The 26,976-nt window shown below is 44.1% G+C and carries 23 protein-coding genes; 13 read left to right on the forward strand and 10 right to left on the reverse strand.

Translation table 11 applies throughout. The annotated features are described in order from the left end of the window. Nucleotides 1–283 precede the first annotated feature (283 nt). Entirely contained in the window at nt 284–1,921 is a 1,638-nt protein-coding gene (locus tag MMG82_RS16250) for a lactate permease LctP family transporter (RefSeq protein WP_037415799.1), read from the forward strand. Nucleotides 1,922–2,074: 153 nt separating this feature from the next. Here the strand turns inward: MMG82_RS16250 and MMG82_RS16255 are convergent, their stop codons facing one another. Both MMG82_RS16255 and MMG82_RS16260 read right to left on the reverse strand, forming a co-directional pair. Then, nucleotides 2,075–2,512, reverse strand: coding sequence for a DUF417 family protein (locus tag MMG82_RS16255; RefSeq protein WP_037425515.1), 438 nt, complete (start codon nt 2,510–2,512; stop codon nt 2,075–2,077). A gap of 13 nt (nt 2,513–2,525) precedes the next feature. Further along, nucleotides 2,526–3,059, reverse strand: a complete 534-nt coding sequence (locus MMG82_RS16260; protein WP_037415794.1) for a carboxymuconolactone decarboxylase family protein — start codon at nt 3,057–3,059, stop codon at nt 2,526–2,528. Nucleotides 3,060–3,163: 104 nt separating this feature from the next. On the opposite strand from MMG82_RS16260, the gene MMG82_RS16265 reads away from it, so the two are divergent. Next, complete coding sequence (locus MMG82_RS16265; RefSeq protein ID WP_069454512.1) at nt 3,164–3,985, forward strand: AraC family transcriptional regulator; 822 nt, start codon at nt 3,164–3,166, stop codon at nt 3,983–3,985. Between the two features lie 87 nt (nt 3,986–4,072). Here MMG82_RS16265 and MMG82_RS16270 read toward each other — a convergent pair whose 3' ends face one another. The 4 genes from MMG82_RS16270 to MMG82_RS16285 form a co-directional block, all read right to left on the reverse strand. Continuing rightward, complete coding sequence (locus MMG82_RS16270; protein ID WP_241407103.1) at nt 4,073–5,770, reverse strand: toxin-antitoxin system YwqK family antitoxin; 1,698 nt, start codon at nt 5,768–5,770, stop codon at nt 4,073–4,075. A 10-nt stretch (nt 5,771–5,780) separates the two neighbouring features. Continuing rightward, nucleotides 5,781–8,036 carry a hypothetical protein gene (locus MMG82_RS16275; RefSeq protein ID WP_241407104.1) on the reverse strand — a complete coding sequence of 752 codons (2,256 nt, stop codon included), beginning with the start codon at nt 8,034–8,036 and terminating at the stop codon, nt 5,781–5,783. 364 nt (nt 8,037–8,400) lie between these two features. Beyond that, entirely contained in the window at nt 8,401–9,441 is a 1,041-nt protein-coding gene (locus tag MMG82_RS16280) for a porin (protein ID WP_231570523.1), read from the reverse strand. Nucleotides 9,442–9,456: 15 nt separating this feature from the next. Next, nucleotides 9,457–10,809 (reverse strand): FMN-binding protein, encoded by a 1,353-nt coding sequence (locus MMG82_RS16285; RefSeq protein WP_241407115.1) that lies wholly within the window; start codon nt 10,807–10,809, stop codon nt 9,457–9,459. A gap of 185 nt (nt 10,810–10,994) precedes the next feature. Here MMG82_RS16285 and MMG82_RS16290 point away from each other — a divergent pair, with 185 nt between their 5' ends. The 3 genes from MMG82_RS16290 to MMG82_RS16300 all read left to right on the forward strand — a co-directional run bounded on the left by MMG82_RS16290 (nt 10,995) and on the right by MMG82_RS16300 (nt 14,672). Further along, nucleotides 10,995–12,122: an FAD:protein FMN transferase gene (locus MMG82_RS16290; RefSeq protein ID WP_241407105.1), complete on the forward strand. Its 1,128-nt coding sequence runs from the start codon at nt 10,995–10,997 to the stop codon at nt 12,120–12,122. 170 nt (nt 12,123–12,292) lie between these two features. Further along, nucleotides 12,293–14,062, forward strand: coding sequence for a PhnD/SsuA/transferrin family substrate-binding protein (locus MMG82_RS16295; RefSeq protein ID WP_241407106.1), 1,770 nt, complete (start codon nt 12,293–12,295; stop codon nt 14,060–14,062). A gap of 10 nt (nt 14,063–14,072) precedes the next feature. Beyond that, a complete protein-coding gene (locus tag MMG82_RS16300) occupies nt 14,073–14,672 on the forward strand; it encodes a response regulator (RefSeq protein WP_241407107.1) in 600 nt (199 codons plus the stop codon). 94 nt (nt 14,673–14,766) lie between these two features. Here the strand turns inward: MMG82_RS16300 and MMG82_RS16305 are convergent, their stop codons facing one another. Continuing rightward, nucleotides 14,767–15,549, reverse strand: a complete 783-nt coding sequence (locus tag MMG82_RS16305; RefSeq protein ID WP_047539632.1) for a TetR/AcrR family transcriptional regulator — start codon at nt 15,547–15,549, stop codon at nt 14,767–14,769. A 337-nt stretch (nt 15,550–15,886) separates the two neighbouring features. On the opposite strand from MMG82_RS16305, the gene MMG82_RS16310 reads away from it, so the two are divergent. From MMG82_RS16310 to MMG82_RS16330, 5 genes are all read left to right on the forward strand, one after another. Continuing rightward, entirely contained in the window at nt 15,887–17,407 is a 1,521-nt protein-coding gene (locus MMG82_RS16310) for a flavocytochrome c (RefSeq protein WP_047539630.1), read from the forward strand. 3 nt (nt 17,408–17,410) lie between these two features. Beyond that, nucleotides 17,411–17,782 carry a cytochrome c3 family protein gene (locus tag MMG82_RS16315; RefSeq protein ID WP_099457720.1) on the forward strand — a complete coding sequence of 124 codons (372 nt, stop codon included), beginning with the start codon at nt 17,411–17,413 and terminating at the stop codon, nt 17,780–17,782. A 38-nt stretch (nt 17,783–17,820) separates the two neighbouring features. Beyond that, entirely contained in the window at nt 17,821–18,954 is a 1,134-nt protein-coding gene (locus MMG82_RS16320; RefSeq protein ID WP_037425559.1) for a membrane protein, read from the forward strand. 109 nt (nt 18,955–19,063) lie between these two features. Next, the gene (locus MMG82_RS16325; RefSeq protein ID WP_047539627.1) at nt 19,064–20,146 is read left to right on the forward strand and encodes a hypothetical protein; all 1,083 of its coding nucleotides are present in this window, start codon (nt 19,064–19,066) and stop codon (nt 20,144–20,146) included. Nucleotides 20,147–20,316: 170 nt separating this feature from the next. Continuing rightward, nucleotides 20,317–21,060, forward strand: a complete 744-nt coding sequence (locus MMG82_RS16330; RefSeq protein WP_037425485.1) for a cupin — start codon at nt 20,317–20,319, stop codon at nt 21,058–21,060. Between the two features lie 471 nt (nt 21,061–21,531). Here MMG82_RS16330 and MMG82_RS16335 read toward each other — a convergent pair whose 3' ends face one another. The 3 genes from MMG82_RS16335 to MMG82_RS16345 are packed head-to-tail and all read right to left on the reverse strand — an operon-like array spanning nt 21,532 to nt 23,319. Continuing rightward, nucleotides 21,532–21,852, reverse strand: coding sequence for a heavy metal-associated domain-containing protein (locus tag MMG82_RS16335; protein ID WP_052184041.1), 321 nt, complete (start codon nt 21,850–21,852; stop codon nt 21,532–21,534). Next, a complete protein-coding gene (locus MMG82_RS16340; protein WP_047540796.1) occupies nt 21,849–22,166 on the reverse strand; it encodes a mercuric transporter MerT family protein in 318 nt (105 codons plus the stop codon). The genes MMG82_RS16335 and MMG82_RS16340 overlap by 4 nt, the downstream gene beginning before the upstream one ends. Nucleotides 22,167–22,182: 16 nt before the next feature. Continuing rightward, nucleotides 22,183–23,319, reverse strand: coding sequence for a transglutaminase domain-containing protein (locus MMG82_RS16345; protein ID WP_047539625.1), 1,137 nt, complete (start codon nt 23,317–23,319; stop codon nt 22,183–22,185). Between the two features lie 459 nt (nt 23,320–23,778). Between MMG82_RS16345 and MMG82_RS16350 the strand changes: the two genes are divergently transcribed. From MMG82_RS16350 to MMG82_RS16360, 3 genes are read left to right on the forward strand one after another with little or no spacing between them, the layout of a single operon-like run. Then, nucleotides 23,779–24,855, forward strand: coding sequence for a hypothetical protein (locus tag MMG82_RS16350; RefSeq protein ID WP_037415766.1), 1,077 nt, complete (start codon nt 23,779–23,781; stop codon nt 24,853–24,855). Nucleotides 24,856–24,864: 9 nt separating this feature from the next. Then, nucleotides 24,865–25,275, forward strand: a complete 411-nt coding sequence (locus MMG82_RS16355; protein ID WP_037425478.1) for a phosphate ABC transporter substrate-binding protein — start codon at nt 24,865–24,867, stop codon at nt 25,273–25,275. Between the two features lie 44 nt (nt 25,276–25,319). After that, nucleotides 25,320–26,939, forward strand: a complete 1,620-nt coding sequence (locus tag MMG82_RS16360) for a HAMP domain-containing methyl-accepting chemotaxis protein (protein WP_037415762.1) — start codon at nt 25,320–25,322, stop codon at nt 26,937–26,939. Nucleotides 26,940–26,976 lie beyond the last annotated feature (37 nt).

Raw genomic sequence — 26,976 nt, forward strand, 5'->3', positions numbered from 1 at the left:
ATATAAGGTTATCACCAGCTAAAATTCAGTTACTCTAATAAAGATATAACTCTTTCAATATAATAAATAAAAACTAATTTAGCTAAATAGCATTAACGCACTAAATTTATGCACTCACTCGCCAGCCATCTGACTAAAACCCTATGCTTCCACATATAGCGTGACCAAAGTCACTTATCACAACAAGAAACATTACATCTACATCACCAAACATTAGTATCTGTGACGTTGCGTATGCAATACCGTTTATTAACATACTATAACTACATGGACCTACCTCCCTATGACTTGGACCCAAACATATACGCCACTTGGTAGCTTGTGGCTAACTGCAATAGTCGCCTTACTACCTATTGTATTTTTCTTTTTAGCTTTGACGGTGTTAAAACTCAAAGGTTATATTGCCGGAGCTTTAACTTTATTGATTGCCCTAGCGGTTGCAATAATTACTTATAAAATGCCTGTCACTATGGCGGTTGCATCTGCGATATATGGTTTTAGTTATGGTCTCTGGCCTATAGCTTGGATCATTATTACCGCGGTATTTTTATATAAAATCACCGTTAAAACAGGCCAATTCGAGATTATACGTTCCTCTGTCATTTCAGTGACAGAAGATCAACGCTTACAAATGCTATTGGTTGGTTTCTCATTTGGAGCCTTCCTTGAGGGAGCGGCGGGTTTTGGTGCTCCCGTGGCTATTACTGCGGCATTATTAGTCGGGCTTGGATTCAATCCGTTGTACGCAGCAGGACTTTGCTTAATCGCGAATACAGCGCCTGTAGCCTTTGGCGCGATGGGAATTCCTATCATTGTCGCAGGTCAGGTTTCATCACTTGATCCATTCCATATTGGACAACTCGCTGGCCGTCAACTGCCAATATTATCGATAATAGTGCCATTCTGGCTTATTGCGATGATGGACGGTATTAGGGGAATTCGTCAAACATGGCCCGCTACATTAGTGGCGGGCGTTTCATTTGCAGTTACACAATTTTTTACCTCAAACTTTATCGGTCCTGAATTACCCGATATTACTTCTGCTTTAGTCAGCCTAGTTTGTTTGACATTATTTTTAAAAGTATGGCAACCAAAAGAAATTTTCACTTTTTCAGGAATGAAACAAAGAGCTATTACGCCAAAATCTACGTTTTCTAATAGTCAGATATTTAAAGCTTGGTCTCCATTTATTATTCTTACCGCGATTGTAACCCTGTGGAGTTTAAAAGATGTACAACTCGCACTAAGTTTTGCCACTATCAGTATCGAAGTGCCTTACTTGCATAATTTAGTGATAAAAACAGCCCCGATTGTGACTAAAGAAACCCCCTATGCTGCAATATATAAACTCAATATATTAAGCGCTGTAGGAACCGCCATTCTATTAGCCGCAATAATTTCAATTTTTATTCTTAAAATGTCAGTAAGCAATGCACTTAAATCATTTAAAGAAACATTAATTGAATTAAAATTCCCGATATTATCCATAGGCTTAGTATTAGCATTCGCTTTTGTAGCAAACTACTCAGGTCTATCTTCAACCTTAGCGTTAGTACTGGCAGGCACTGGAGTGGCTTTCCCGTTCTTTTCACCATTCTTAGGTTGGTTAGGGGTATTTTTAACCGGTTCAGACACCTCATCAAATGCTCTTTTTGGTGCGCTGCAAGCCAACACTGCAAACCAAATTGGTGTAACACCGGAGTTATTAGTCGCCGCAAATACGACTGGTGGGGTAACAGGAAAAATGATTTCGCCACAATCTATTGCGGTTGCCTGTGCTGCTACAGGGTTAGCGGGCAAAGAATCTGATCTTTTCCGCTTTACTCTAAAGCACAGTCTATTTTTCTGTACTTTTATTGGTTTACTCACAGTGATCCAAGCATACATAATACCTTGGACACTCGTGTTTTTTACTAAGTAAACTTTTCCTATCAAAAATATCAAAATGCCGAGTGAATTATCACTCGGCATTTTTTATATTTACGATAAAAATAGTTGGCTGTGCTTATATCAATGACTTTATTTAAATGGACGATATACACTGCACATATATTTACGTTGTCATACTAATAGCTCAAGATGCCCGAATGAGTTGCGCCTTATTTTGATTAAGGTAAGACCAAACCACACCCAGAAATACCAAATCCTTGAGAATAAAGAACTCGGTAACCGGTACACCATCAACCAACTTCCATACCGAGGGTAAGGTCAACAGGAAGCTCAGCGTCATGACAAAAGTGATGAGTGCACTCAAACTCGCCCAGTAACCAACACGTGGGCGCCAAATCCCTATCACCAGTCCTATTGCTGTGACTATCTCAACCACACCAATTAAGTTAGATACTCCCTGTTCAGATAAAATGCTATAGAGCCAGTTCATCAAAGGATGACTTGCAACGAGAGGACGAATTGCTGCCGCTTCGGTTGGCGTAAACTTAAATATGCCAATCCAGAGGAGTGTCAGTACCACACCGCCAAGAGCAAGCAAAAAACCTTTATCATATTGTTTCATAAATGCTCCTTGGCTAAGGACGCAAAGGAACTATTGGGAAATCAATTTCTGTTGCGGCCAAATGATTTCCATAGTTGGTCAGGGTGTTGACTACAACTTGGCCGAGTACTTCGAGCATTAATTCATCATCAACGCCAGCGTGACGAACATTAGCAAGTTGTTCATCGGTGAGCACTCCACGTTGATGAACTAACGCGGTCGCCAGTTGCAACAAAGCATTATCGAGAGGAGACTCTGCATTTCCTTGGCGCGCAGACTTTATCGCGTCAACTGATAGGCCGGCCTTACTCGCTAACAATGTATGTGCAGATAGGCAATATTGGCACTCATTACTTTGGCCAATTGCCAACGCGAGTAATTCACGCTGAGTCGTTGTTAACCGCCCCTTACCTAGTGCGTCAGCAAAAGCCAAAAATCCATTAAATAATACTGGTGAGTGAGCTAACGTGGCATATAGGTTAGGTACCATACCAAGGTTACGCTGCATTGCCGCAAAGCTTGGTGCAACAGTTGAAGAAGGTTGAGAAACAGGTTTAATACGGCTCATAGTCGTGCTCCAATTTAATTGTGTAAGTTACGGTTGATAGCTTACAGCCCACAATGATACGATTTATCGCAAATAGTCCTTAATTAAACGCCTATCGTCTCAAAATGGATCCTCTCTCAATTCTATTGGCTCATACAGCGCCACGTGCTTCGATGTTTTTTGCTGGTAACTTATGCCAAACCTCGCTTAGCCAAGATTATCCTGAAGGGGGCCATCTACACTTGCTTAACGCGGGTGCGATGACGCTTTATCAAGAATTTGATGAACCACGATTGTTAACAGAACCTTGCCTAATCCTTTTTCCTCGGGGGCTTAAACACAGCATGGAACCCGTTGATGCTAAAGGATGTGATCTCGTCTGTGCGAGCGTTTCATTTGGACAAGGAAACCAATCCCCAATACAAATGGCACTCCCCAATGTATTAGTGCTACCGCTGAGTGAACAGCCAGAATTAAAACCGCTAGTCACCCTACTTTTTTCAGAGGCATTTGCGAATCAATATGGCCAAGCCCCTATTATCACTCGCTTGTTGGAGACCGTATTTATCTTATTGTTGCGTTACATCGTTGATAATGGCCACACTCAACAAGGCATATTGGCTGGATTATCTGATCCACGACTAGCGCGTGCGATTGGCGTGATGCATAAGCGTTATGAGGAAAAATGGACAGTAGCAACACTCGCGAAAGAAGCGGGCATGTCTCGCTCACGTTTTGCGGCTCATTTTCAACTGTTGACGGGATTATCGCCACTTGAGTATCTGACTCAGTGGCGAATGATGATGGCATGCCAACAATTATTGGCTGGGGAACCTATTGCTCAGGTTGCACTGAGTGGTGGATACAGTGGCAGTGCAACCTTTGCACGCGCATTCGAACGAGAATTTGGGATGCCACCAGGACGCTGGCTTAAAGCACACCGTTAGCGCTGATGTGCATTAGCTCATCCTTGAGCCAATACGTTCAGTTCACCTCAAATCGCCCAAGATGGGTTTTGGGCGATTACCGTTCTGCTATTGACCAACATCAACCCCTTTTTGATAGTGATACACGGATGAGGCTTCACCATTGAAGTAATACACTAATTGACCGTGTAATTGATTATCAACGTACTCCTCGCTTCGCTCCAAGCTGCCATCTTCGTTAAAGCTGTAGCTTTTACCTTGCAAGCGGCCTTTATCATCATATTGCATCAGCCCTAATAAATGGCCATTTGCCGAAAACGCTTGCCAGCGACCAACTTCGTGGCCCGCACGGTACTGCCCGTGCCAGAGCTTAACCTGGTTATAACTACTGTCATCAACCAACCATTTACCTTCACGTTGACCGTTTACATACTGGCCTTGAGCCTGCAATTGTTTATCAAAGCCACGCTGTAAATACGCACCATGTAATTTTTCGTTTTGATAAAACGCTTGCAGCATTAGCGTGCCATCGGCGGCGATTTCGGTTTGTTCACCGTTAAGCTGGCCTTGTTGATTAAACTGCTCATTACGGGTCATATCAGCGCTTTTGGTCACCCACCTACCGACCTTTACACCGAAATGATATTGCCCGGTGACAAATCCACCGTCTAAGGCATTATCTTCGCGATATGCGCCGTGCATTTTACCTTTGCTGTAGTTAATCCGTCGGACATAACCATTCCAGCCATCCCCAATATACAAACCGTCATGCAGTCCCTTGAGTTGTTCTTCCCGTTCAATCAACTCACCGGTTGCAGTAAAACGCTGACGCAGACTCCAGTCCTTTACAGTATCACGCTGATATTGAGCGGTTAATGCTCCAGTTGCATCGAAGCGTTTTTCAGTAGTTAGCTGGCCTTTGGCAAGATACTGTGTGTCAGTTTGGCTTGTTACTTTGCCTGCATCATCGTAGCTAATATTTTGAATTTCGCGGCCATCCTTATCATACAATTGTTGCGCTGCTAACCGCCCTTGTGGATCAAAACGCTGCTGTATCCCTACCTGCTTATCATGCTGATAGTGTTTAATTTCCTGTAACACATCTGCCGCTTGGTAAACCAACACTTCGCCATGTATTTTGCCGTTAAGATAAAACTCTTTGGTGAATAACCAACCTTCCTTTGTCCAATACAGTCGCTCACCTTCTCTTTTTCCCGCCACCATATTCACGGTTTGCTCCGGCTGCCCATTGTTATGGAAGCTTTCATAAAGCCCTTCCATACCGTTAGCGCCATAGGTTACCCGTGTTTGCAGCTGGCCATTGTCAAAATAACTTTGCGCTAATCCAGATTCCACACCATTCACATAATGTTGATGGTCGCGTAATTGACCATTGGTATGGTAACTTTTCTGCTCTCCATGTAACTGGCCATTCAGGTAGTGGTACTCTCCCGAGAGTTTTCCATCTTCCCAGTAATGCAAATGTGTTCCCTGATAACGCCCTTGTGCATCGCTACTGCCCTTGCGAGACAGTTGACCGTCGGGGTAGAAGAACTCGAAATCACCAACGATATAACTCTCCGCTAAATTGGGACTGTTAACGCGGCCCTTAAAAACCGGTTTATCCGTCTCCAGATAAAATAGCTGCACTGGCCACTCGCCATTTTGCGCTGTTGCCGCTTGCTGCTGATAATAGATGGCTTCACCCGGCACATCGCTAAGGCGCCATTGTTCGTCGAGTAAGATCCGCTCCGCAGACAAATTAAATGACATAAAGAGCACTGATAATATTAATAAAACTCTCATATTCGGCTCCTTAAGGTAATGCTGGGAAGGTGGTAATCCACTGCTTATTCACTGGATCGCCGCTGATGGTCAGATATTCTATCGCGGCAGCTCGCCCTGCCAGCACAAACCAGCGCTCCTCACGTAATACTTGCAGCAACGGGCGCTGATAAAAATCACTGCCATCACCTTGAATAGCTGGAGCTAACGCTGGAGCTGGAGCTAACGCTACATTCTGCGCATTTAAAAAACGATAACGGCGCATAAAGTCGGCCACCGTTTGAGTCGTATCCAAATTGGGCAGTTGGGTGATATCAATCAGCCAACCTTGTTTAGGTTGATAGGCAAGTGCTTGCCATTGAGGAGTACCAGTGCAGGCTAAAGTGCTGGCCACACGGATACCATAAAAGTTGCGGCGGATGCCATCGGCACTCGTCAGTTGATACTGTACAGACTTATCGAGCTGCTCCACTAAGCTGTTTTCAGATTTGATAGATGTCCATTGCAACGTGTGACCATCGACTTGGGGCGCATCCATCACGCTTAAACGACACACCGCGGCCTGCTCGGAGGTTAACTGTAAACCAACGCCGTATTTGGCCAGCATTTGTGGTTCGAGTAATGCGGGATCATCGGGGATTAAGGGTTGTGGTTGCTCATCGTAACGCGCATACATGTCATCACGGTAAAGCGTCGTCTCATACACTGGGGGATAGTTGGTATTTTGCGTGTAATCGTTCATCGGAATAAAACGCACATTTTTAGTCAATTCGCGACTATCCGCGGCAGTATTAACATAAATGGTGAGCGTCGGCGGCTCAGCAGGAAAGCTAAACAGGGTGGTGGATTGATATTGCTCCGATGAGACTAACGCCAACATATTCAGCTCAGCAGGGGTTAACCAATCCGGCCCTGTCGTAGTCGGGGTTTGGTACTTCAGCATAGCGCCTTCAGCCCCGTCAAATCGGCCAGTCAACCAAGATGTATTGGTCGCATCCTGCGATGTCAGCAAATAAGTGAAGGGTTTATCGGCAACGGGGGTCAGCTCTAGTTGTAAATCTTGATACTGCAAGGTCACCGTTTTGCTTGGATCTGGCGTCAAGGTCAGTTTGACCAGTTTCGCCCCTTGATAATGGGCTTTAGCACGAAACTCAGCTACCTGATCAAACAGTGTCGAGGGCTCGTTCCAGCCGATAAGCAAATGTTGCTCAAGGGAACGATAAAAACCATCCTTTTCAGGATAACTGTAACCACCGACCTTAAATAGTTGTATTGGCAGCACGCTGCCATCGGCACTGTGGGCGGTGATATCGGTTAAGTGAAAATCACCAGAGGCTTTTAAACCTGAAACATCATGCTGATAGGCAAGGCTTAGTTGGTCATCACTTAGGTCAAAGTAACCTGCATCAAGCGCAAATACCGCCTCTTCCGCTAAGGTTTTATTCGCATCTTCTAGCACTAATTCAGGTTGTTTTGGGTACGCTGTTGGCGGGAAATCGTAATCAAAACCCACTCGTTGCGACAGGTCACCCAGCTTTCGCTCACTGGGCACCATTATCACATTGCTGCGCATCACACCTTTAAAGCCATAACGCTCAAATGGCGCTTCAGCGACTAAAGCCATCTGCACTAGCCAACCTCGCTCACGCTCTAGCATCAGTTGGCCGTAAATGTTGGCTTGGGCACCGTCACTTTGCACTTGAGCCAGTACATGTGTCTCTGTGACTTTTAACACGGTAAGGTTGGCATTAGCATGGCCTTGATAGGCTGGAAGCGCAACGATAGCGCCCTCTTTAGCGGGTATGCTGTTAAGAAAGACCGATGAACTAAATAGCTTTTTAAGCTCCTGCTCCAGTTCAAGCCCCCGCTCAGCCAACTGCGCTTGCCATACAGGCTTGTTGAGTGCGCTAAATGCTTTAACGCTGCCATCGTCTAAATTTAATGTAAATTCAAAACCCTGTGAAAAAATAGCGTGCATTTCAGGGTTCCGTTCAGCCCGTTCGCCACTACTCACGCCACTCCCTTGACCATCACGCATTTTCATATAATCGACATGCACTTCAAACCGACTATTTGTGCCCGTATCGAGAACCTTATAACGCAATAATTGATGGGATGTGGTATTCACTGTTTCGGTACGACTATCCGTATCAACTGTAATCTTGGTGGAGCTATACACTTGATATGCACGCTCTTCACCTTTTTTAGGATTAAACTCCACATCAGCATCCCCAAAGGAACAGGCCAATAATAGAAAACAGCTCACTACGCTAACCAAATACTTCATGGTTATTCCTTGTAACTAAATAATTAAACGCCGCATTATGCCCGTTCATGCAACATAAATAAAATTATTAGGTTATTTTTTACTTATATAGTAGTCATTAGCATAGTATTTTTTCTATGCAGGCTTAACGGCTATTTGGCGTGTCGCTTAATGCTATATCTTTCGAGGGCTGAAGAAGGAGGGAATATTAAATAATTAGAAAAGCACCGAACTCAAAATATCACTAAATAGTGGTTTAAAGCAAAAAATACTGCCAGCGAAACAAAGTAAACACTATGTTGCAAAAATAACAACCAAGCTAAATAATTATCACCTTGCTAAATACAGTACATAACTTAGCAAGGTGACAAACTATTGATAAATTTTAGAAGTCGTAACGCATACCAAGGCTAACAATGGTATCGTCAAAATCATCATATTGCTTCACATCAAACTGACCAATTTCGGTGTGTAGCCGTGTTGACTTACTTAATTTATATTCAGCACCAATCGCCCACTGAGAGATTTCTGGCACCTCATCAATTAGGGTGTTTTTACTGGCATAAACACGATTAGCGATTAATCCGATACCGGAGTTATCAAATCCATATTGGGCCTTTAATGATAATTGGCCTAATTGATATTTGGCACTAACGATAACACCATCACCTTCACGCTGTTGCCAATCGGTTTTATCAGTATTCACCAATTTTGAATGTTGTAGCATTGTCGCAAACTGCCACTTATCCCACTTATATTGGACAACGCCACGGTAAGCTTCAATATCTTCCACACCGTCACTGTAGGCAACTGCAGCGTACACATCACCCGTTTTAAAGAACTTATCACCATAGGTAACCGCTAACTGGTAATTGCCATTATCACGGCGGTTATCATTATTAGTGTAATGATTGTCCTCCAATAAATAGCTCACACCTAATTGCAACTTATTCCAATGGGCGGATTTGTATTCAAAGGAGTCACCCCAACGCTTATCACCGGCAAATAAACGGTCATGTTTTAAGGAGTAATTGTCCATTGCATCAGACATCCCCTTAGCCATTTTAAATACCGGATCAATCCGTCCAACCGCTAAGGCACCATAAGTGCTGTGCTTCACACCAATAAATGTTGGGCGTGCTGAGAATGGTTTATCGCCACTATCTTGGCTCTCACCATTTACGCCAACCTCAATTTGGTAAAACAGTGAGGTGCTGTCGGTTAATTGGCTAGCGCCTTTAATACCGATGCGCGTAAAGTTATTTTCTAATACGGTGCCGCTTTTATTTTTATGCGTCGCACTGCCACTATCGGAATTGGTTACCGAATAATCGATACGACCATAAAACTTATGTTCATCGGCCACGGCCTGTGTAGCACATAGCGCCAAGGTAAGCATCGAAATAGCAAATGATTTATTCATCATGTTAGGTATCCAATATTACTGAGCAGGTAAGGCATGTTCATTAATCACGCCATCGGCACGCATTTGCTTGTACAACACATCAGCGAGTCGCAGATAGTTGTCCCAGGCATCTGAACGCTTAGTAAAGCCGGTTTGAGCGTAACTACCGGTATCACCTGCCGCAGGTAAATCATTAATATTGAACAGCGAACCACCCTCTTTCAGATGCGAAGATAAGGCATCAATCATCACGTTAAATCCGATACGCGCGGGTTCAACATAATTAATCGAGTCATATTTGGATTGACGATAAAATGCTTTCAATGAGGCGTCTTGGATATCTTTCTTCTCGTCAGCAAAGATTTCATCGTAATGGGCATGGGTAATTTTGTGGCTATTTTTATCAACCACTAACCGCAGCATTGCAGTAACGCCTGTCCAGCGACCTTTTTCATCGAGCAATTTTTCGGCTTGCTGATAAAAAAGCGCATCACTCGCTCCTGCTTGAATCCGACTATGGATCTTAGCGGTCAAGGGGATCATCGATTGCTGAATGCTGTTTGAGGCGCCAGCAACAATATCAATACCTTGATATTTTAATCGGTTAGGCTCGCTGAGCTGGTTGCCTAACTTAGGATCGTAGTGAGGATTTAACTCAAAGGTAAGTTGGTCTTTTTCCATCATTAACTTTTCCATGGTTAATGCGGATTGTACCCATGCGGTACCTTTCTTTTTGCCCATAGAAAAATTGTATTCAGACATACGCTTAGGCACATTTTGGTAAAGGCGGGTATAGTAATTCGGACGACCACTCTCATTAAACTCGGCCAGGATCACATCCTGAAGGTTGTTTGAATCCACTACCACCAACATGCTACCCATATGCCCTTGACGGAAACGGGCTTCTTCAAAGTAGTAATCACCTTTCACTAAGCCTAAACGCGGTTGGATAGACCATTTCAGTTTAAAGTCATCATCCCCTGTTTGGCTGCGTGCACCCACGCTTTGATATTCAGGCTTACTGCCATCTACACGAGGTAAATCATTGATTGCTTTTAAAATACCATTGGATGAGTAGGTTGCGCCTGAGATGGCATCAATCCCCTCATGACCATTACGGCTCACAATCTCGGGTAGCAAACGCTCAGCATTGAGGTACAGTGACTCGGTTTCTTTATGTGACAGAGTTTTTACCTGAGTGATATTGCCCTTTTCAACTTTAACCTCAAGGGTAATTTCACTCTTTTTGCCCTTACCGCTGACATGATGGACGCCATCAATATATTTCCCTTGAGGGGTAGTATTGGCACAACCCGCTAAGGCAAACGTTGCGAATGCAACCGCACTGACAAGCAAACTTTTTTTGAAATGTAATTCAGTTTTCATCATATAACGCTCTTCAACTAATGAACTTGCCGTCAGCATAGACCTCGGAAAGAATTCGACAATTGCGGATAACCGCAATATGCCAACCTCAATTCAAAATAGTTGAGTTAGCTAACACTTTGCAGATTGATTACTGTCATCAACGACAATTCATGCTACTAATTCCCCATCATCAAGATGGGGGTTGTATGAAATATTTATTATCTTTTACTGTATTAATTTATCTCTTTTTTACGCCAACAATGGCAAATGCGACTTTTTCACCATTCGACTGCAATACCAATGCAACATTTAATTATGAGCACGGAAAAGGCAGTATGAATACGTTAAAATATTTTGGCACTTCCATTACCATTGATATTTATGAGGCAGACAAAAACAAAGCCTACTCAGCATTATGCCATGCACTTAATGTGGTGCAGGAATATCATTATTTAGCATCAAACTTTAGCACTTACCCTGGTTACACCAATATTCAGAGCATCAATAACAATCCTGAAAAATTACACCATATCGATGCAAAACTGACCGAACTGTTAACCACCAGCATCGAATGGCATGGCATTACACAAGGGCGATTTAACATTGCCTTAGCCCCCGTTTTAGAAGTTTGGCGAAGCTATCGTAAACGTTGCCAACAGGGTGGCGCATGCGAACTTCCCAGCGACACTGAATTAGCCAATGCAGCAAAATACATTGATATAAAACAGATAAAACTCGATGTAAACAATAATACCATTCAAATGAAACCAGGAATGAAGCTGGATTTAGGTGGTATTGCTAAAGGTTGGATGGTTGAAAAAGTATATGACCAACTAAAAGCAGATAATATTACTGCCTTTATGATTAATGCTGGTGGAAACATCCGCCACTTTGGTACACATCCAGATGGTCGCCAATTTATTACAGCAATCGAAAACCCATTAATCCGTAAATATCAATTAGAACATAAAGATTTTAACGAGATAAATAACGGCGAGATCTACCATGAAATAATTCAAGGTGAAGATATTACCATTGTATCCAGTGGTAATTATTTAAACTATTACACTGTAGATGGTCAAGAATATCATCACATCATTGATCCAACGACACTTTATCCGAAAAAAGAAGGTATCTCAGTATCGGTTATTATGAAGAATAATCCCATTCTTGCTGATGTGATTTCAACCAGTTTGTTTTTATTACCGATGCCAGAAGCGCAAGCTTTAATAAAGCGTATTGGCGATATTGAAGCGGTATGGTTTCTGGATGAACAAGGCAACAAAATCGCCACCCCACAATTTGAACAATATCGCGCTAAGTTCAACCCTTAGGCTAATGTGTGAAGCGGCTCAATATATCAGTAATCACTAATAGGCATAATATGGCCAATATTGTTGGCCATATTATCTCCATTACACCAGATGTGATGACTTGGCCGCTTGCAACACATGCTTCTTGGAGCCTAAGTCACTTAATGAAATCGCCCTGTCAGGTTTAAACCATGTATCAATTCTTCACTCGATTAATGTTTATCCTGGCCTTTTTTATTGGCTTCAATCTGCCCGCCATTGCCGCTGCTCCCCCTGCAAGTGATCCGGTGCGGATTGGTATCATGGCATTTAATGAGCCCGATGAAGTCATGGCCAATTGGCAGCCTACCGCTGATTGGCTGAGTCAGCAGCTGCATCGTCCAGTACAACTCACGCCATTAACGCCAACTCAATTAGATGAAGCATTAGCTAAGCAACGTATCGACTTTTTAATTGGCAACGCCCTCACCACGGTCGCATTTAAAAAAAACTATGGCACCAGTCACTTAATCACCCTAGTCCATAACCGCGTGCATTCACCCGAACAAAGCATCGGCTCTGCCATCGTCACGCGAATTGACAACAACCTGAGCCAATGGGCACAACTTAAAGATGAAAAGTTAGTATCAAGCGACCCGCAAGCCTTTGGCGGATTTCAAATTTTTGCAGCGACAATGGCAACCAAAGGCATCAATGCCTACCGCGATATTCCCCAGCTGCGCTTTATTGGTTTTCCACAGCAAAAACTATTGCAAATGCTGTTATCGGGTGAGGCTGATGTTGCGGTATTACCTAGCTGTGTGTTGGAAAACGCACTAGAGCGAGGACTCATTCCGGCGAATAAATTAAAAGTGGTGCTTAAGCAACCGCATCCTGATTTTGCCTGCGAAGTGTCCACACAGTTGTATCCCGGCTACGCCTTAACCAAATTAGGCCATACGGATCATAAACTTGCTACCAAAGTGGTCACCAGCCTGTTGCAAATACCCCCGGAGAGCCAAGCGGCGGTGCAAGGAAGATATCAATATTGGTCAGCCCCCGTGGACGATAGCCCGGTATTTGAACTGTTAAAACAATTAGAGCAATGGCCATTTGTCACTAACTGGCAGCGATTACTGCACAATGCCTTACCTTGGGGTGCAAGCTTCATTTTTGCTTTGCTACTGGGCTATATTCATCACTTAAGGGTTAAACGTTTAGTGGTCAAACGCACCCAAGCCCTATCTGCCGAAATAACCCATCATCAGCACACCCAAAAAATCTTACTCGAGCAACAACAACAGTTTTACCGCGCCCAACGGGTACTGCTGACTGGCGAAATGGCCTCAGGCATTGCCCACGAGCTAAAACAACCCCTGGCCGGTATTCGCTATCTCACCCAAGGCTGTTTATATCGGCTAGATAACACCCAAGCCGAGCTTGCTACCGCGCTCAATAAGGTCATCAACCAGGTCGATAGAGCCCAAACCACTATCCATCGTCTGCGCACATTTTGCCAACAAACCAGTGATTACCAGCCCTGTGATTTACGCGCCGTGATAGAAGAAACCTTAACCTTGATGCAACCTGAATTTCAGCGGCTCAAACTCAGCCCTAAAGTCAACTTACAAACCTTACCCGTATTTGCCGATGCCAGTTTGATCCAGCAAGTGCTGGTGAATTTATTACGCAATGCCCTAGATGCCATGGAAAACAGCCCCCATAAGTCATTGATTATCGACACAGGTACCACAAGCGAAAGCGTCTATATTCATATCACTGACTCGGGTTGCGGCCTGAGTGATAACGCCCTCGAACGCTTATTCTTTCCCTTTGAAACCTCCAAACCCCAAGGGCTTGGCCTAGGCATGGTTATCTGCAAACGCATTATTGAGGAACACAAAGGTAAAATTGAAGCACAACATGCCGCGCCGGGGTTAACGGTAAAAGTCACCCTGCCACTCAACCAGCCATCAGCTTAAGAGAGCTCAAATGACACCACTTTACCTTGTAGATGATGATCAAGATGTACTGGATTCGTTAAGCTGGATGCTCGAAGGAATGGGGCTTAACTGCAAAGGCTTTAACGCTGCGGATGCGTTTTTAAAAAGCGTTGATATCAAGCAACCCGCCGTACTACTGCTGGACATCAAAATGCCAGGTATGGATGGCGTGGCACTGCTAAGCCATTTAAATCAAGCGCAAAGTGTAATCAGCGTCATCATGCTCACCGGTCACGGCACCATTGCCATGGCCGTAGACTGCATCCAACAGGGCGCACTCAACTTTCTTGAAAAACCGGTTGATGGTGAGAAGCTATTTCAGCTTTTAACCCAAGCCCAACAACATACTGAGCAAAAATGGCAACAACAAAATTTGCAATCAGACATTGCCAATCGACTCGCCACCCTCAGCCAGCGTGAAACGCAGGTGATGGAAGGCATACTGGCAGGGAAAATGAACAAAGTCATTGCAGCGGAGCTAGATATCGCGCAGCGAACCATTGAGTTGCATAGGCAAAAAGTCATGCAAAAAATGCAGGTGAGTAACGCCGCCGAACTTGCTTGGTTGCTAGCCAATCATAAATTTTGAAATTAAGCTTATGATTTAATAAGCCTAATTCTTAGTCGCAGTGAGACAAAGCTCGCTCACTGCGAGTGGAATAAAACCCGAATTGCAGGACGCCCTAACCACACTGACGAGTACAGGGAGATAATGCCTTGGTGTCGGTATTTGATAGCGCGCTACAGGCTGCGCAGGTCATATGGTCACGATAATGTTGGTCAAAAAACTTGATGGTTCTGGCCTCTAACGAATCAAACAGCGCAAAGGTTAACGGCGTTTTCCAATCGTATCGCGCCATCAGGTTTGCCAAATGTCGATAACAGGTTTCACGGCGATCAGATAAAAACTCAGGCGCAATCAATTGACTTTCAAATTGTGTCAGAGCACCCGTTAGATAAAAGGTAATTCCTTGAACTAATTCTTTTATTTGTAATGGAGTGGCGACTAATTCACCATTCTCAACCGCTAAATGTAATGAGTCTGTAAACCACCCCCAAAAAGCATTAATACGTTTTTTAAAACGTTCAACTTTTTCATCACTCGCCAATTTCCACACCATGGTATTTACCGACACCGAACGCAGCGTAAAAAAGCTACTACTGCGCTTAATGGTTTCAAAGGTAAATAATATCGGTAAAAGCACTTTCTCTTGTGCAGTTAACTCTGGATTCTTATGGATAAATATCGGTAAGTGATTTGATGTTGCACTTCTTAAAAATAAACAAACCAACACATCTTCTTTACGTTCAAAAAACTTATATAAAGTACCTGTAGAACATCCAACCTCATGTGCCAGCTGGGAAAACTTAAATGATACAATACCTTGTGATTCAATCAGCCTTTCAGCCGCATCCAATATTTGATTACAACGTAAAATAGAGAGTGAATCAGATGGACATTTCATTCATTTATTCCAACATACGTAAAAAGTACATTATGTGTTGCTAACAAATAATATTTATAGACAGTAAAGAGTTAATCGGGATAAAGGTCACATCCAAACCTCTTAAATACCAACCTTTGTGAGTTACCTCAAACTTACATTTTATCAACAGCATACTTTCATAGATTAAATTATCTTCATCTCGTTCGTTATTAAAGCAATCTACTTCAAAGAAAAGATATTCACGAGATAACTCACGAATAAAATTGTCACTGAAAAAAAGTCGTGACTCACTTCTCCTTAGGCGCGGTTCATAACCTCTATCTTGCTGGTAACTGACATAGAGGGTTAACAAAAAATGCATGATAGAAGAAGTTTTTTAAAGCTAGGTGCAAGCGCAGCGGTCGGCGGTATCGCAGCGGCACTACCAAGTGCAGCATCAGCCACTGAATGCGCCTCAAACATTAAATGGGATGAAACTCGTGATGTGATTGTGGTGGGTTCGGGTTTTGCGGGTCTGTCATCCGCACTAAATGCTAAGCGTCAAGGTCTAGGCTCGATACTGGTATTAGAAAAAATGCAGGTGATCGGGGGTAACTCTGCGATCAACGGTGGCTGGTTAGCTATCCCTAAAAACCCAATTCAATTAGCTCAAGGGATCAATGATGACTCACCCGAAGAGCTAGTGAAGGATCAAATCATTTCTGGCCGCGGTATGCAAAATACCGACATGCTGCGACAAATTGCCAATCGCGCCCTCGATGCCTACCAATTGTGTATCGACACTGGCGTCAAATTCCGCGAAGGCTTTAACCAACAAGTGGGTGGCCACAATAAAGCACGTGCTATTCGCACTCAGCACGGTGTCGGTGGCGATATCACCACAAAGCTGTACGAAGCAGGTAAAAAAGAAGGCGTTGAATACCGTCTACAACACTATGTTGAAGACTTCATCATGGATGGCCAACAGATTGTTGGCTTGAAAGTGCGTCAAAATTATCGCTTTCCGGATCTCAAAACCGGTAAAACGATCTACATCAAAGCCAACAAGGCCGTTATCCTTGCCCACGGTGGTTTCTCACGTAACTTAGTACTACGTGAACTGGTCGACCCTGCATTAGATAAAACCTTAGATTGTACCAATGCACTCGGCGCAACTGGCGAAGTCACGCTAACGGCTATGGCCCACGGTGCTTTTCCGGTTCATATGAGCTTTATTCAAACAGGTCACTGGGGCTCGCCCGATGAAGGCGGCTTTGGCTGGTCAAATGCTCTGCTCTCGATTGGTTTCCATAAAGGAATTTCAGTCAATGTGTTAGACGGTAAGCGTTTTATGAATGAACGCGCCGATAGAAAAACCTGCTCCGATGCCATTATGAAAAACCGTCATCCAGATGGCTCACCCGCCTATCCCGTGGTGTTTTTTAACCATGACGATCATGTTGGTGCAGAGGAAGTGACCCGCGCGGTACGTGACCAAATCGCTTGGAAAGTCGATAGCCTTGAGCAATTAGCTAAGCAATTCAATATCCCACTTGCACAGCTCAAACAAACCGTTGCCGAGTACAACAAGCAAGTGCCCCAGCGCATTGACCCTTTATTTGGCCGCATGATGGATACGGCAGTTGAGCTTAAAGCGCCGTTTATTGTGTCGCGTATTTGGCCAAAAGTGCACTACTGCATGGGCGGCTTAAAAACCGATTTAGGTGCGCGAGTCATACACAGCCAGTCACTGACCTCCATCAAAAAGCTCTATGCCGTCGGCGAAGCGACAGGCGGAACTCACGGTGGAACCCGTTTAAGTTCAACAGCTTGTCTAGAGTGCTTAACGATGGGAATTATCGTTGCTGAAACCATCAAATCTGACATGCAGGCCTAAATCATGATGAAAACATTACTACTCACACTCGTTGTTGCAACTCTGTTCACTGGCGCAGCCAATGCCGGAGACCTCGTCAAGATGAAAGGCAGCACCCAAGGCAGAACCAACCACGAATTTATCTACCAAGATGGTTGTAAAGGGTGTCACCAAGGTTCGGGTAAACAAAATGCCACCGATGCGGCCTGCGTTGAATGTCATGGCGAAATCACCAGTATTGCGGTGGATGAGTCCAAGCTTGCCATCCCTGAAGCCCATCCACACAAATCACTGCACTACAACGAAGGCGCCAGCTGCTTAGCCTGTCACGGCGAGCATGAGAAAAAGGCTCCAGTGTGCGCTGAATGCCACCGAACTTGGTTCAAAGAAATGTAATTTAATTTTTATAATACAAAAACTTAAGAAAGGTAATGATGATGAAAAAATCCACTCGGTTTATGTTGTCCATGGTGGCAACCGCTATCGCACTATCTCAAACTAACGCCTTTGCCGCAGAGCAAGAAGATGGCATTAATGTTGGCGGCGCCGTGCGCGTTAACTATGGCTATCGCGATTATGATGAAAAATCGAAGGATAAAGGCGGCGACTTTAACTTCGACATGGCCGCCATCAAATTTGATGGTAAAAAAGGCGATTTCGGTTTAGCGGCGGAATACCGTTTTACCTCAGGCACTAACTACATCAAGTATGGTTATGGCTACTATAACATTGATCCAGACTGGCAACTGCAATTTGGTATCAACAAAGTGCCCTTTGGTAACCGCGAGTTTATCTCTAACAGTTGGTGGTTTGGTCTGCCATACTATTTAGGCTTTGAAGATGACCATGACATCGGCTTAAAAGCGACCTATGAGAAAAACGGCTGGCACACGGATTTAGCGTTTTATAAAAATGCCGAATACGGCCCAACCGAAAACAAGCGTTATTCAACTGACTTGTATACCGGCACCATCAATGGCACTGAATACAACAACGAAGAAACCAACCAACTCAACGTGCGCCAAACCTACACCGCCGAATACGAAGGTGGCGCAACCACTTTTGGTGGCTCAGTACAGGTCGGCCAAATCTACAACAGCAAAACCGGTAATAATGGCGACCGCTATGCTGTCGCACTGCATGTAGACAGCAGCTACAACGGCTGGAACCTACAAATGCAGGCGATGCAGTATGAATACAACGCTGCAGATGCCATCGACGACAACAAAATTGGCGTATCGGTAGTGAGCTGGCAGTACGAAATCGCCTCAAAAGGCCAAGCCTATAACATCAACATTGCCAAAACCGTTAACACGGATTGGGGCAGCATTAAGTTTTATAACGACTTTGGTTTAATGACGCCTGATGTTGATGACGATAGCTACGACAACAGTATGCAAAACGTCACCGGTATGGCGATTTCAGCTGGCCCAACTTACACCATGATTGACTTTGTCATGGGTAAAAACATGACCTTCTCGACCGCCAATAACGACCACGTTGGCCTACCTGAAGTCGGTAACGATTGGGATAAACGTATCAACATCAACTTTGGTTACTACTTCTAATATTTGCGCAGTTTAGGACGTCCCTCCTCCCTGCCGTTTTAGACTGCTATACCTTTTTTTGCCCTATTCGTTAGGGCTTTTTTTATGCTTTTTTCTTATAGAGTGAACGATGAAACTACAATATTTACCTACACTTGCTGTTTATTTTATCTGTTCATCCTCACTATATGCCGCCGATGTGCAATTAGGCGGCTTTATTAAGGCCAACACTCGCTTTGTTGAGGGCAATCTAGCCTTTCAAGACAGTTGGACAGGTGGAGGCAAAGTTGTTGAGCACTGCAAACGCACCCAATTTGGCGCCCAAGAAAGCCGCTTTAATTTGACACTCAACACCGATGAGGCCAAAGCCTTTGCCGAAATCGATTTTGTTGGCTCCAGCCAAGGAAATCCGATTATCTCCAACTCCTACAGTCCACGGCTTAGGCATGCCTATATCAGTTATCAAGGCATCACCGCCGGGCAAACCTGGTCAACCTTAGTCAATACCAGTACCTTTGCCGAAACAGCCGATTTAGGTGGGCCATTAGTTGGACAAGCCATGGTAAGACAAGCACTTATCCGCTATAGCACCGAACAATGGCAATTCGCCCTCGAAAATCCCTACACCTACGGCACCCAAGCCCAAACGGATGGACTAACCAGCGTTACAGCAGCCAAACCAAACTGGATTGATACCAGCCATGACTACATCCCAGATATGATTGCCCGCTACAACCAATCCGGCGAGTGGGGCAATGTGTCTCTCTCAGGCTTAGTGCGTTATTTAGATCCAGCGGGCACTTCGCAATGGGCTGGCGGGCTCTCCCTTGCTGCCAAACTCTTTACCTTTGGCCAAGATGATCTGCGCCTACAATTGCACTACGGCCACCTAGGTCGTTATGTCGGCACCGATGCCGCGCGCGATATTATTGAAGGAGAATTAGAAACCTCGACATCAGCCATGTTTGCCTACAGGCACTTTTGGACTGACTACACCCGCTCGACACTCTTTTTTGGTCATACTCGCACAGAGAGAGAACAAACGGATCGCAGCCACATTGGTGTGAATTTGTTTACCAATTTAACCCAAGCACTCACCCTAGGTATTGAAGTGGGCCGCTATCAAATTGAAGATAACAACAGCTCAGCCCATCCCAATGCGCAGCAGGGAATGGCCAACTATGCCCAGCTCAGCATGCAATTGCAGCTGTAAAGCGGCTCGGACGGTAAGATTATTCGCGAGTAGAGTCACGAATAAGTTTGCCACTCAAAATATGCCGTGATCCAATTCACCTTTACCATCAACCAATCACTTTATTGTTAGTCACGTAACAACATAACCAACACAATATCGCCACTAAGCGATGCAAAAATAGGATTGGAATGATGAAATTAAAAATGCTTTTTGGATTAGCCGCACTAACGTCTACAGCGGTTATGGCTCAAGGCCCACAATGTAACCATGCGCAACTGCCCTATCAACAAATGACACCAGTGCCGTACGACAGCACACCCTATGTGCCGCAAAACACCATGCCTGAGCAGTGCAGTAACCCAGAAATCGAGGCCTACATTGCCGATTGGGAAGCAGGCAAAATCGACTTTAACACCATCAAACCCAATGACAGCATTGCCGCAGACCAACGTTTTTGTAAAACCTTGGATGACCACGGTAACGTGCTCGAAGCCAAAAACTGTGATCCTAAAAACTCACCTGTGGGTTATATCTGGAAAGAACTCTCAGACAGCCCAATGGTTATCGGTATCACCAATGGTTTGAAATCAGACCATGAACCACATTTCCACGGTCAACCAGAGTGTTACTACGTGGTCAACGGCACCAGTAAAACACTGGCGAACAATAAATTTGAAACCTTAGCAAAAGGTCAGTACTTCTATATTCCTGGTGCCCATATTCACAACACCCCAATCCTCAATAAAGAAGGTTTAGGTGTGTTTTACTGGTATCCAAACAACGCCCACTTTGATGGATTTAAATACTACTGGCGTAAAGATGTGAAAAACCTACGCGTGGCCGAAGAAGCCTTCGACCGTGTAGATGCCATCCGCAAACGCGACTTAGATTTAGGCCCATACGGCACCAACGAAGCCTTCTTCAAAAAATGATTTAAAAATTAGTCAAAAATGATTTAAAAAACTGAAGTAAAACGCTTCAAAAAAGGGGTTAACACTCACCTGTTAACCCCTTCCATCCCCCGCCAGCGCGATAGTTAATATCAGAAACCCCTAATAAAACTCGTCAACCCAAGCTATGTGTCTTAATATCAAGCTATTTAAAGGACTGAACTTATTAGGAAATACGCAAAATGGACTTAATATTAACTGTAGCAAGAGCAATCTGAATCGTTTTAAAAAAACCACAACACCACCAGATAAAGCAAGATACGGGTGATAACCAGTATTTGCTCCGCGTTGTTAGAAAAACAGCACCGAATCAATATGAGTTACACGCCCAAAATCCAGCCTATCAAACGATGTTAGCCACTGACTCAATGAAAACCTTTGCGCGCTTAAAAGCCGTTCTAGAAAGCCAAGATTAGCCTGCTCTAACGACTCACTCGAACGGCTAAAAGTTTCTCAACTCTGCTTTTCAACCTTGTTGATGCTGCCTTTGTATCCAGTGGCATCAACAGCTTTTAGCAGATTGTCGAGGTTATAATCCTCAGCGACAGTCACTACCGCTTGCTCAGTTTTCAGATTGGCTTTGGCCTTAATCACGCCATCGGTTTTGCGCAGAGCTTGATTGACGACGGTGACGCACAATGGGCAAGTCATGCCTTTAACATCGAGTGTGACCAACAGATTGTCTGCCCAAGTGGAGGGCGTAAATCCTAATGATGTGATGGCTAATAGGGTCGATAGTGTGGTAAATCCTGTGATACGTGATAGTGGCTTCATTCAAACACCTCAAGCAACCAAGGTAAAACAAAGGGATACAGCTGAAAGGCCAGCACAATCGGCACGCTAAGCCAGTAGATGAGCAACATTTGTCCTCGGCTAAACTTGCCGGTACAAAGCGGCTTTTTAGCAAAGTACAAACGCCAAAAACCAAACAAGATAAGCCCGGTTGACAGGATCAACATGGGCACTTGTAACCAACCTAAACTCGATAGCCCCGACAGCCCCGCCGCAGAGACGCCAAACACTAAATAGATTAAAGGCGCAATACAACAAAGGCTGGAGGCGATCGCCGCAATCACTGCGGCGGTCATGGTGGCTAACAGCTGCTTAACGCTGTTCGCTTGACTGGTAGTCATAGGCAAATACTTTTGGCTCATAGTAATTGACAGGGTCGCCATCCACTTCAGCGTAAGGGTAACCAAAATTGTTGAGTGGAGTCTGCTCTGCGGCGGGGAATAAGTCAAAGTCACGGCCATAGTTAAAGCCTACCCAATTCATTTCCCAGTTACCAAATAGGTAGTCATTCACCGCTTGCACTGCAGGGTCGTTATGTTCTTTATTCTCGGTGAGGCGCATTTTAGTCACATCCGCAGGATCGGCGGGTAACCAGCCATAACCAGCAAGGTAGAACATGGCACGGCAATGTTGGCCACCAGTGACATCGGCAACCCCTTTGTCATCAGCACTGCCAAAGGCTTTTTTAGAGTATTTCCCCATCTTGATCGCTTGGCCTAAACGAATTCCAAACATCTCACGGGCGGGCACACCCACTGCACGCATCAGCGCCACAAACACTGAGTTGATATCAGTACATTTTCCACCGAGTTTGCCACTTTCAAGAATCGCGGCCACATCACCATTACCGCAACCTATCACACTGTTATCACGGTACATATTGGCACTCACCCAGTTATAAATGAGTTGTGCTTGTTTGAGTGGTTCGGTCTCTTTACCCACAATCTTATCGGCGGTCTGCTTCACGATACCGTCCACTGGCATATGCTTGGTTGGCTTAAGGTAGATAGCGACTTCAGCAGGATACTCAGGTTTTACTGGCGCGCGATAATGGCTTAACTCGCCGCTTTTAAGGGGTTCCCAATCTTGGGTTTCTATCACTAATTCTAATGTTAAGGTCATTTTACCTTTAGCATCGGGCCAAGTCGCAAACAGGGTTTTGGCGCCATAATGGTTATTAGCACTGATATAAGCATCTTGATAAGTGCCGCTAAAGTTAAGTTTTTCAACCTGTTGAAAGGCCGTGTTTTCGGGTAGCGGCACCCATAACTTCACCACACCGGATGAGCCTTCTGGCGCGACTAATTGATAGGTATTGGTTAAGGTAAAACGGCGACGGCCGCAGGCTTTATCGACCATTAAACCTTGGGTCGACGCCGCCAACACTGGCATCACGGTTCCCGCTGCCGAGAGAATTGCTGCACCTTTCAAAAAATCACGCCTTTGCATTAGACATTCCTTATATGGATAAGTATTAGAAAAAAAGAGACCACTAAAGTACTTGATAGCGATTATAGAAAGTCCCATCTGCACCTCAATAGTGTCGTGGATGGGAATGGGATCGATGTACCAAAAAAACCCTTAAAGAGCACATAAATGCAAGAACAGTTAAGATAAGTGGGACATTTTGTCGCAAAGGTATTGCGTTTAGTGGTCGGTCAATTCAGTACTCTTAAAAACGTTGTCACACATTACTTATCCATGTTTGGCTCGACAGCCTCTTAACTGATGCATGGTCAAAATGACTAAACACCAAATAAATCAAAATCAAAGTAAAAAAGCCCTGAAGCTCTGCCGGAAAATGAAACTTAGACGTGATTGTTGCAAAATTGTTCCAAAAATAATGGTAAAAAACCACATTCATTCTAGGCTTAAAAATGCACATACCTTACAAAAGTAGGTTTATCTATGAAACATAAACTGTTATTCAGTCTCTGTTCTCTCTTACTTGCCACCAGTGCCCAAGCCGAAGTGAATATTTCAGGTTTTGCCTCAGTGGTTGCGGGTAGAGTAATAGATGGCACTGGCGTTGCAGAGTTTGACCTTGGTCCAACCTTCCTAGCTGATTATCCACTCGTGGGCGCGTACGATGAAGATATCAGCTTTAAACCCGACACACTTTTTGGTATTCAATTTTCAGCCGATTTACTAGAAGGATTATCCGCGACCGCTCAGGTGGTTTCCCGAGGTGCCGATGACTTTTCAGCCGATTTTGAGTGGGCCTATTTATCCTACGAATTAAATGAACACTGGACGGTACAAGGCGGCAAAAAAAGACTGCCACTCTATTATTACAGTGACTTTTTCGACGTGGGATATGCCTATCCTTGGATCCGTCCACCAGCAGATAACTACACATGGCAAGTCTTTAACTACACGGGTGTTAGCGCGTTATATAACTATTTAATGGGTGAATGGACTATGTCAGGACAGGTCTATTACGGCAGTGAAGATAGTGACCCCAATAAATTACTTTCTGATTTCTTTTTCCTAGAGAACACCCGTGAAGTTTGGAAAGATATTGGCGGCATCGTAGTACAATTTAACCGTGATTGGTTAGATATTCGTTTAACCCATATGCAATATACCAATGAACGTTATATTGGCGGCGTACAACAAGAATGGAACGGCAATAAACAAAGAACAGGCAAATTTTACGGCCTATCTGTAAATATTGACTATAACAATTTCTTATTTTTATCTGAGCTGAATCGCTTAGATCTCGATGGTAGTAATCTAGATACTTATCTGGTCACATTGGGATACCGCATTAATTCAGTTATGCCTTTCGTCTCGTATTCTGACTTTGATGATGGTGAAGGTGGGGAAGTTCATCACACTACATCTGCGGGAATTCGCTGGGATTTCCATCCCTCAGCAGCCTTTAAAATTCAATACGATGATGTAAAAGATGAAGGCGGCCCAGGCATGAAGGTCGCCGGAGACTCGCAATCCATCAGCCTCGGCGTTGACTTGGTATTTTAGGAGAGAGACATGAAAAAATTACTTTGCTCAATCCTACTTAGCTTAGTATCAATGCCCATTTGGGCTGGCGTGGTGGTAATTGTTCATCCGAGCAATGGCGATACTATTGATCAAAAAGCAATAGAAAACATTTATCTAGGAAAAACAAAAACCTTTCCTAACGGTGCTTCAGCTGTTCCAGTGAATTTGGACAGTGCCGTACCATTAAGGGAAACCTTTGACTCAAAAGTCTTAGGTAAATCATCGAGTCAACTCAAATCCTATTGGTCACAAAAAGTATTTACCGGTAAAGGAACACCGCCCAAAGAAGTCACTAGTGGGGCAGAAATGATTAAACTTGTTTCTTCAAACCCCAATATTATTGGCTATATTGATAGTAGTGAGGCCAATGATTCGGTCAAAGTGGTTGCCGAATTTTAAGTTGGTGTGCCGGAGTATACTCCGGCACCTTTTGGGGGCTGATAATGAATTTTTTTAACAACGTTTCTATTTTTAAAAAAGTTGGCGCAATTTTTATTTTAGCTGTCGTTATATTCACATTAAATTTAAGCATTAGTGTTATTTCAATTAATAAAAATCGCGCAACGCTTAATTATATGGAGCAACAAGTTTATCAAAGAGTAGAGTTAGCCAATCAAAACGTATTTTTTGTGCAACGACTCGATGAACTTTATACCCAATCGGTTTCCTTTGCAGATGAAGATTTATTGACCAACGCGGAAAATATGTACGAGTCAGTTCGTAAGAATCTACAACAGCTTGATAGCGTTGATCCCTCGCAGGCAAATCAGTTAAACGGCTTATCTAATAAACTCACCCGCTACAATGACATGACGCTAAAGCTAGCTAAAGGCATGCTGGCTGGGACTATCGATATGGCAAATATTGGCCAAATCAGCCAAGAAAAGTCTCAAGCCTTTGAAGCGGTTCTCAATGAGGTACAAGCCTACAAACAGAGTAAAATCATTGAGTTTAAACAAGCGATCAAAGAAGCCGCAGACAGATCAGAGCAAAGCTTGTGGCTAACGGTGTCCTCTGGTATTGCATTACTTATCGTGATGTTTATTGTAACCATTGCAATTGCTCGCTCGATTAGCTCCGCCGCCCATAGCGTTGCCCGCTCGCTTGAAGAACTCGCTGATGGCAAAGGGGATTTAAATCATCAACTCACTGTTTCTGGCACTGATGAGTTAGGCCAAGTTTCCAGCAACTTCAATCGATTTCTAAGATTACTTGCCGATTCCATCCTCCAAGTAGTGAACGTAACAGACCCGCTGTTAGAGAGTTCACATTCGTTAAAACAGCGGATGGAAGATGCGACTAAAGCGACTCAGCAACAGAGCCAAGATGCGAGTACAGTGCAAGTTTCAATGGAGGATATGCGTCATTCCGTCATTGAAATATCGCAAAATGCTCGACAAGCCGCCAGTGCCGCCCAAGTTGCTGAAAAAGAAGCCATGCAAGGCATGAATGTGGTGCAACGAACCATAGATATCTCCCAAGATCTCAACAAAGGAATCCAAGTTGCTTCAAATTCTATCAATGAGTTAGCTAGAGATACTGAAAATGTCACCTCAATTTTAAATGTGATTACCTCGATTGCAGAACAAACTAATCTGTTAGCGCTAAACGCCGCGATTGAGGCCGCACGAGCGGGTGAACAAGGCCGAGGTTTCGCGGTCGTCGCCGATGAGGTGCGCGCCCTGGCCTCTAAAACCGCCGATGCAACCACTGAAATCCGTCAAGTATTACAAAATCTTAAAACCGCCGCAGTTTCTTCCGTCAATACCATGAATGCCGCCTTAACCAAATCCTCAGAAAATGAAACCAACGCGAAAAATACTGGCCTCGCCTTAAAATCAATCCAAGAGCAAATCGTCAGTATTAATGGAATGAACACGAATATTGCTTCTGCAACCGAAGAACAAGCTTCTGTCGCCTCTCTCGTTGTGAATAATGTGGTTAGTATGAATGCTTCCTTTGACGAAACCTTACAGATTTTGTCACAGGTGCGAAATGTGTCGGAAGGCTTAGTCGATTTTGCCGATGAACTGAAGAATGCGACTTCGCAGTTTAAGCTTTAGCTTGATTCACACACCTTCAAACAAATTTTGAGGGTGT

It is taken from the genome of Shewanella sp. MM_2022_3, assembly GCF_022557375.1.
Taxonomy (GTDB): domain Bacteria; phylum Pseudomonadota; class Gammaproteobacteria; order Enterobacterales; family Shewanellaceae; genus Shewanella; species Shewanella xiamenensis.

Excerpts from the sequence above, each read along its gene's own strand:
- MMG82_RS16325 (WP_047539627.1), top strand. The coding sequence starts at position 19,064 with ATGAAACTACAATATTTACCTACACTTGCTGTTTATTTTATCTGTTCA.
- MMG82_RS16255 (WP_037425515.1), bottom strand. The coding sequence starts at position 2,512 with ATGAAACAATATGATAAAGGTTTTTTGCTTGCTCTTGGCGGTGTGGTA.
- MMG82_RS16305 (WP_047539632.1), bottom strand. The coding sequence starts at position 15,549 with ATGAAATGTCCATCTGATTCACTCTCTATTTTACGTTGTAATCAAATA.
- MMG82_RS16345 (WP_047539625.1), bottom strand. The coding sequence starts at position 23,319 with ATGCAAAGGCGTGATTTTTTGAAAGGTGCAGCAATTCTCTCGGCAGCG.
- MMG82_RS16260 (WP_037415794.1), bottom strand. The coding sequence starts at position 3,059 with ATGAGCCGTATTAAACCTGTTTCTCAACCTTCTTCAACTGTTGCACCA.
- MMG82_RS16310 (WP_047539630.1), top strand. The coding sequence starts at position 15,887 with ATGCATGATAGAAGAAGTTTTTTAAAGCTAGGTGCAAGCGCAGCGGTC.
- MMG82_RS16330 (WP_037425485.1), top strand. The coding sequence starts at position 20,317 with ATGATGAAATTAAAAATGCTTTTTGGATTAGCCGCACTAACGTCTACA.
- MMG82_RS16340 (WP_047540796.1), bottom strand. The coding sequence starts at position 22,166 with ATGACCGCCGCAGTGATTGCGGCGATCGCCTCCAGCCTTTGTTGTATT.
- MMG82_RS16295 (WP_241407106.1), top strand. The coding sequence starts at position 12,293 with ATGTATCAATTCTTCACTCGATTAATGTTTATCCTGGCCTTTTTTATT.
- MMG82_RS16280 (WP_231570523.1), bottom strand. The coding sequence starts at position 9,441 with ATGATGAATAAATCATTTGCTATTTCGATGCTTACCTTGGCGCTATGT.
- MMG82_RS16335 (WP_052184041.1), bottom strand. The coding sequence starts at position 21,852 with ATGAAGCCACTATCACGTATCACAGGATTTACCACACTATCGACCCTA.
- MMG82_RS16300 (WP_241407107.1), top strand. The coding sequence starts at position 14,073 with ATGACACCACTTTACCTTGTAGATGATGATCAAGATGTACTGGATTCG.
- MMG82_RS16290 (WP_241407105.1), top strand. The coding sequence starts at position 10,995 with ATGAAATATTTATTATCTTTTACTGTATTAATTTATCTCTTTTTTACG.
- MMG82_RS16275 (WP_241407104.1), bottom strand. The coding sequence starts at position 8,036 with ATGAAGTATTTGGTTAGCGTAGTGAGCTGTTTTCTATTATTGGCCTGT.
- MMG82_RS16355 (WP_037425478.1), top strand. The coding sequence starts at position 24,865 with ATGAAAAAATTACTTTGCTCAATCCTACTTAGCTTAGTATCAATGCCC.
- MMG82_RS16250 (WP_037415799.1), top strand. The coding sequence starts at position 284 with ATGACTTGGACCCAAACATATACGCCACTTGGTAGCTTGTGGCTAACT.
- MMG82_RS16360 (WP_037415762.1), top strand. The coding sequence starts at position 25,320 with ATGAATTTTTTTAACAACGTTTCTATTTTTAAAAAAGTTGGCGCAATT.
- MMG82_RS16270 (WP_241407103.1), bottom strand. The coding sequence starts at position 5,770 with ATGAGAGTTTTATTAATATTATCAGTGCTCTTTATGTCATTTAATTTG.
- MMG82_RS16265 (WP_069454512.1), top strand. The coding sequence starts at position 3,164 with ATGGATCCTCTCTCAATTCTATTGGCTCATACAGCGCCACGTGCTTCG.
- MMG82_RS16320 (WP_037425559.1), top strand. The coding sequence starts at position 17,821 with ATGATGAAAAAATCCACTCGGTTTATGTTGTCCATGGTGGCAACCGCT.
- MMG82_RS16315 (WP_099457720.1), top strand. The coding sequence starts at position 17,411 with ATGATGAAAACATTACTACTCACACTCGTTGTTGCAACTCTGTTCACT.
- MMG82_RS16285 (WP_241407115.1), bottom strand. The coding sequence starts at position 10,809 with ATGATGAAAACTGAATTACATTTCAAAAAAAGTTTGCTTGTCAGTGCG.
- MMG82_RS16350 (WP_037415766.1), top strand. The coding sequence starts at position 23,779 with ATGAAACATAAACTGTTATTCAGTCTCTGTTCTCTCTTACTTGCCACC.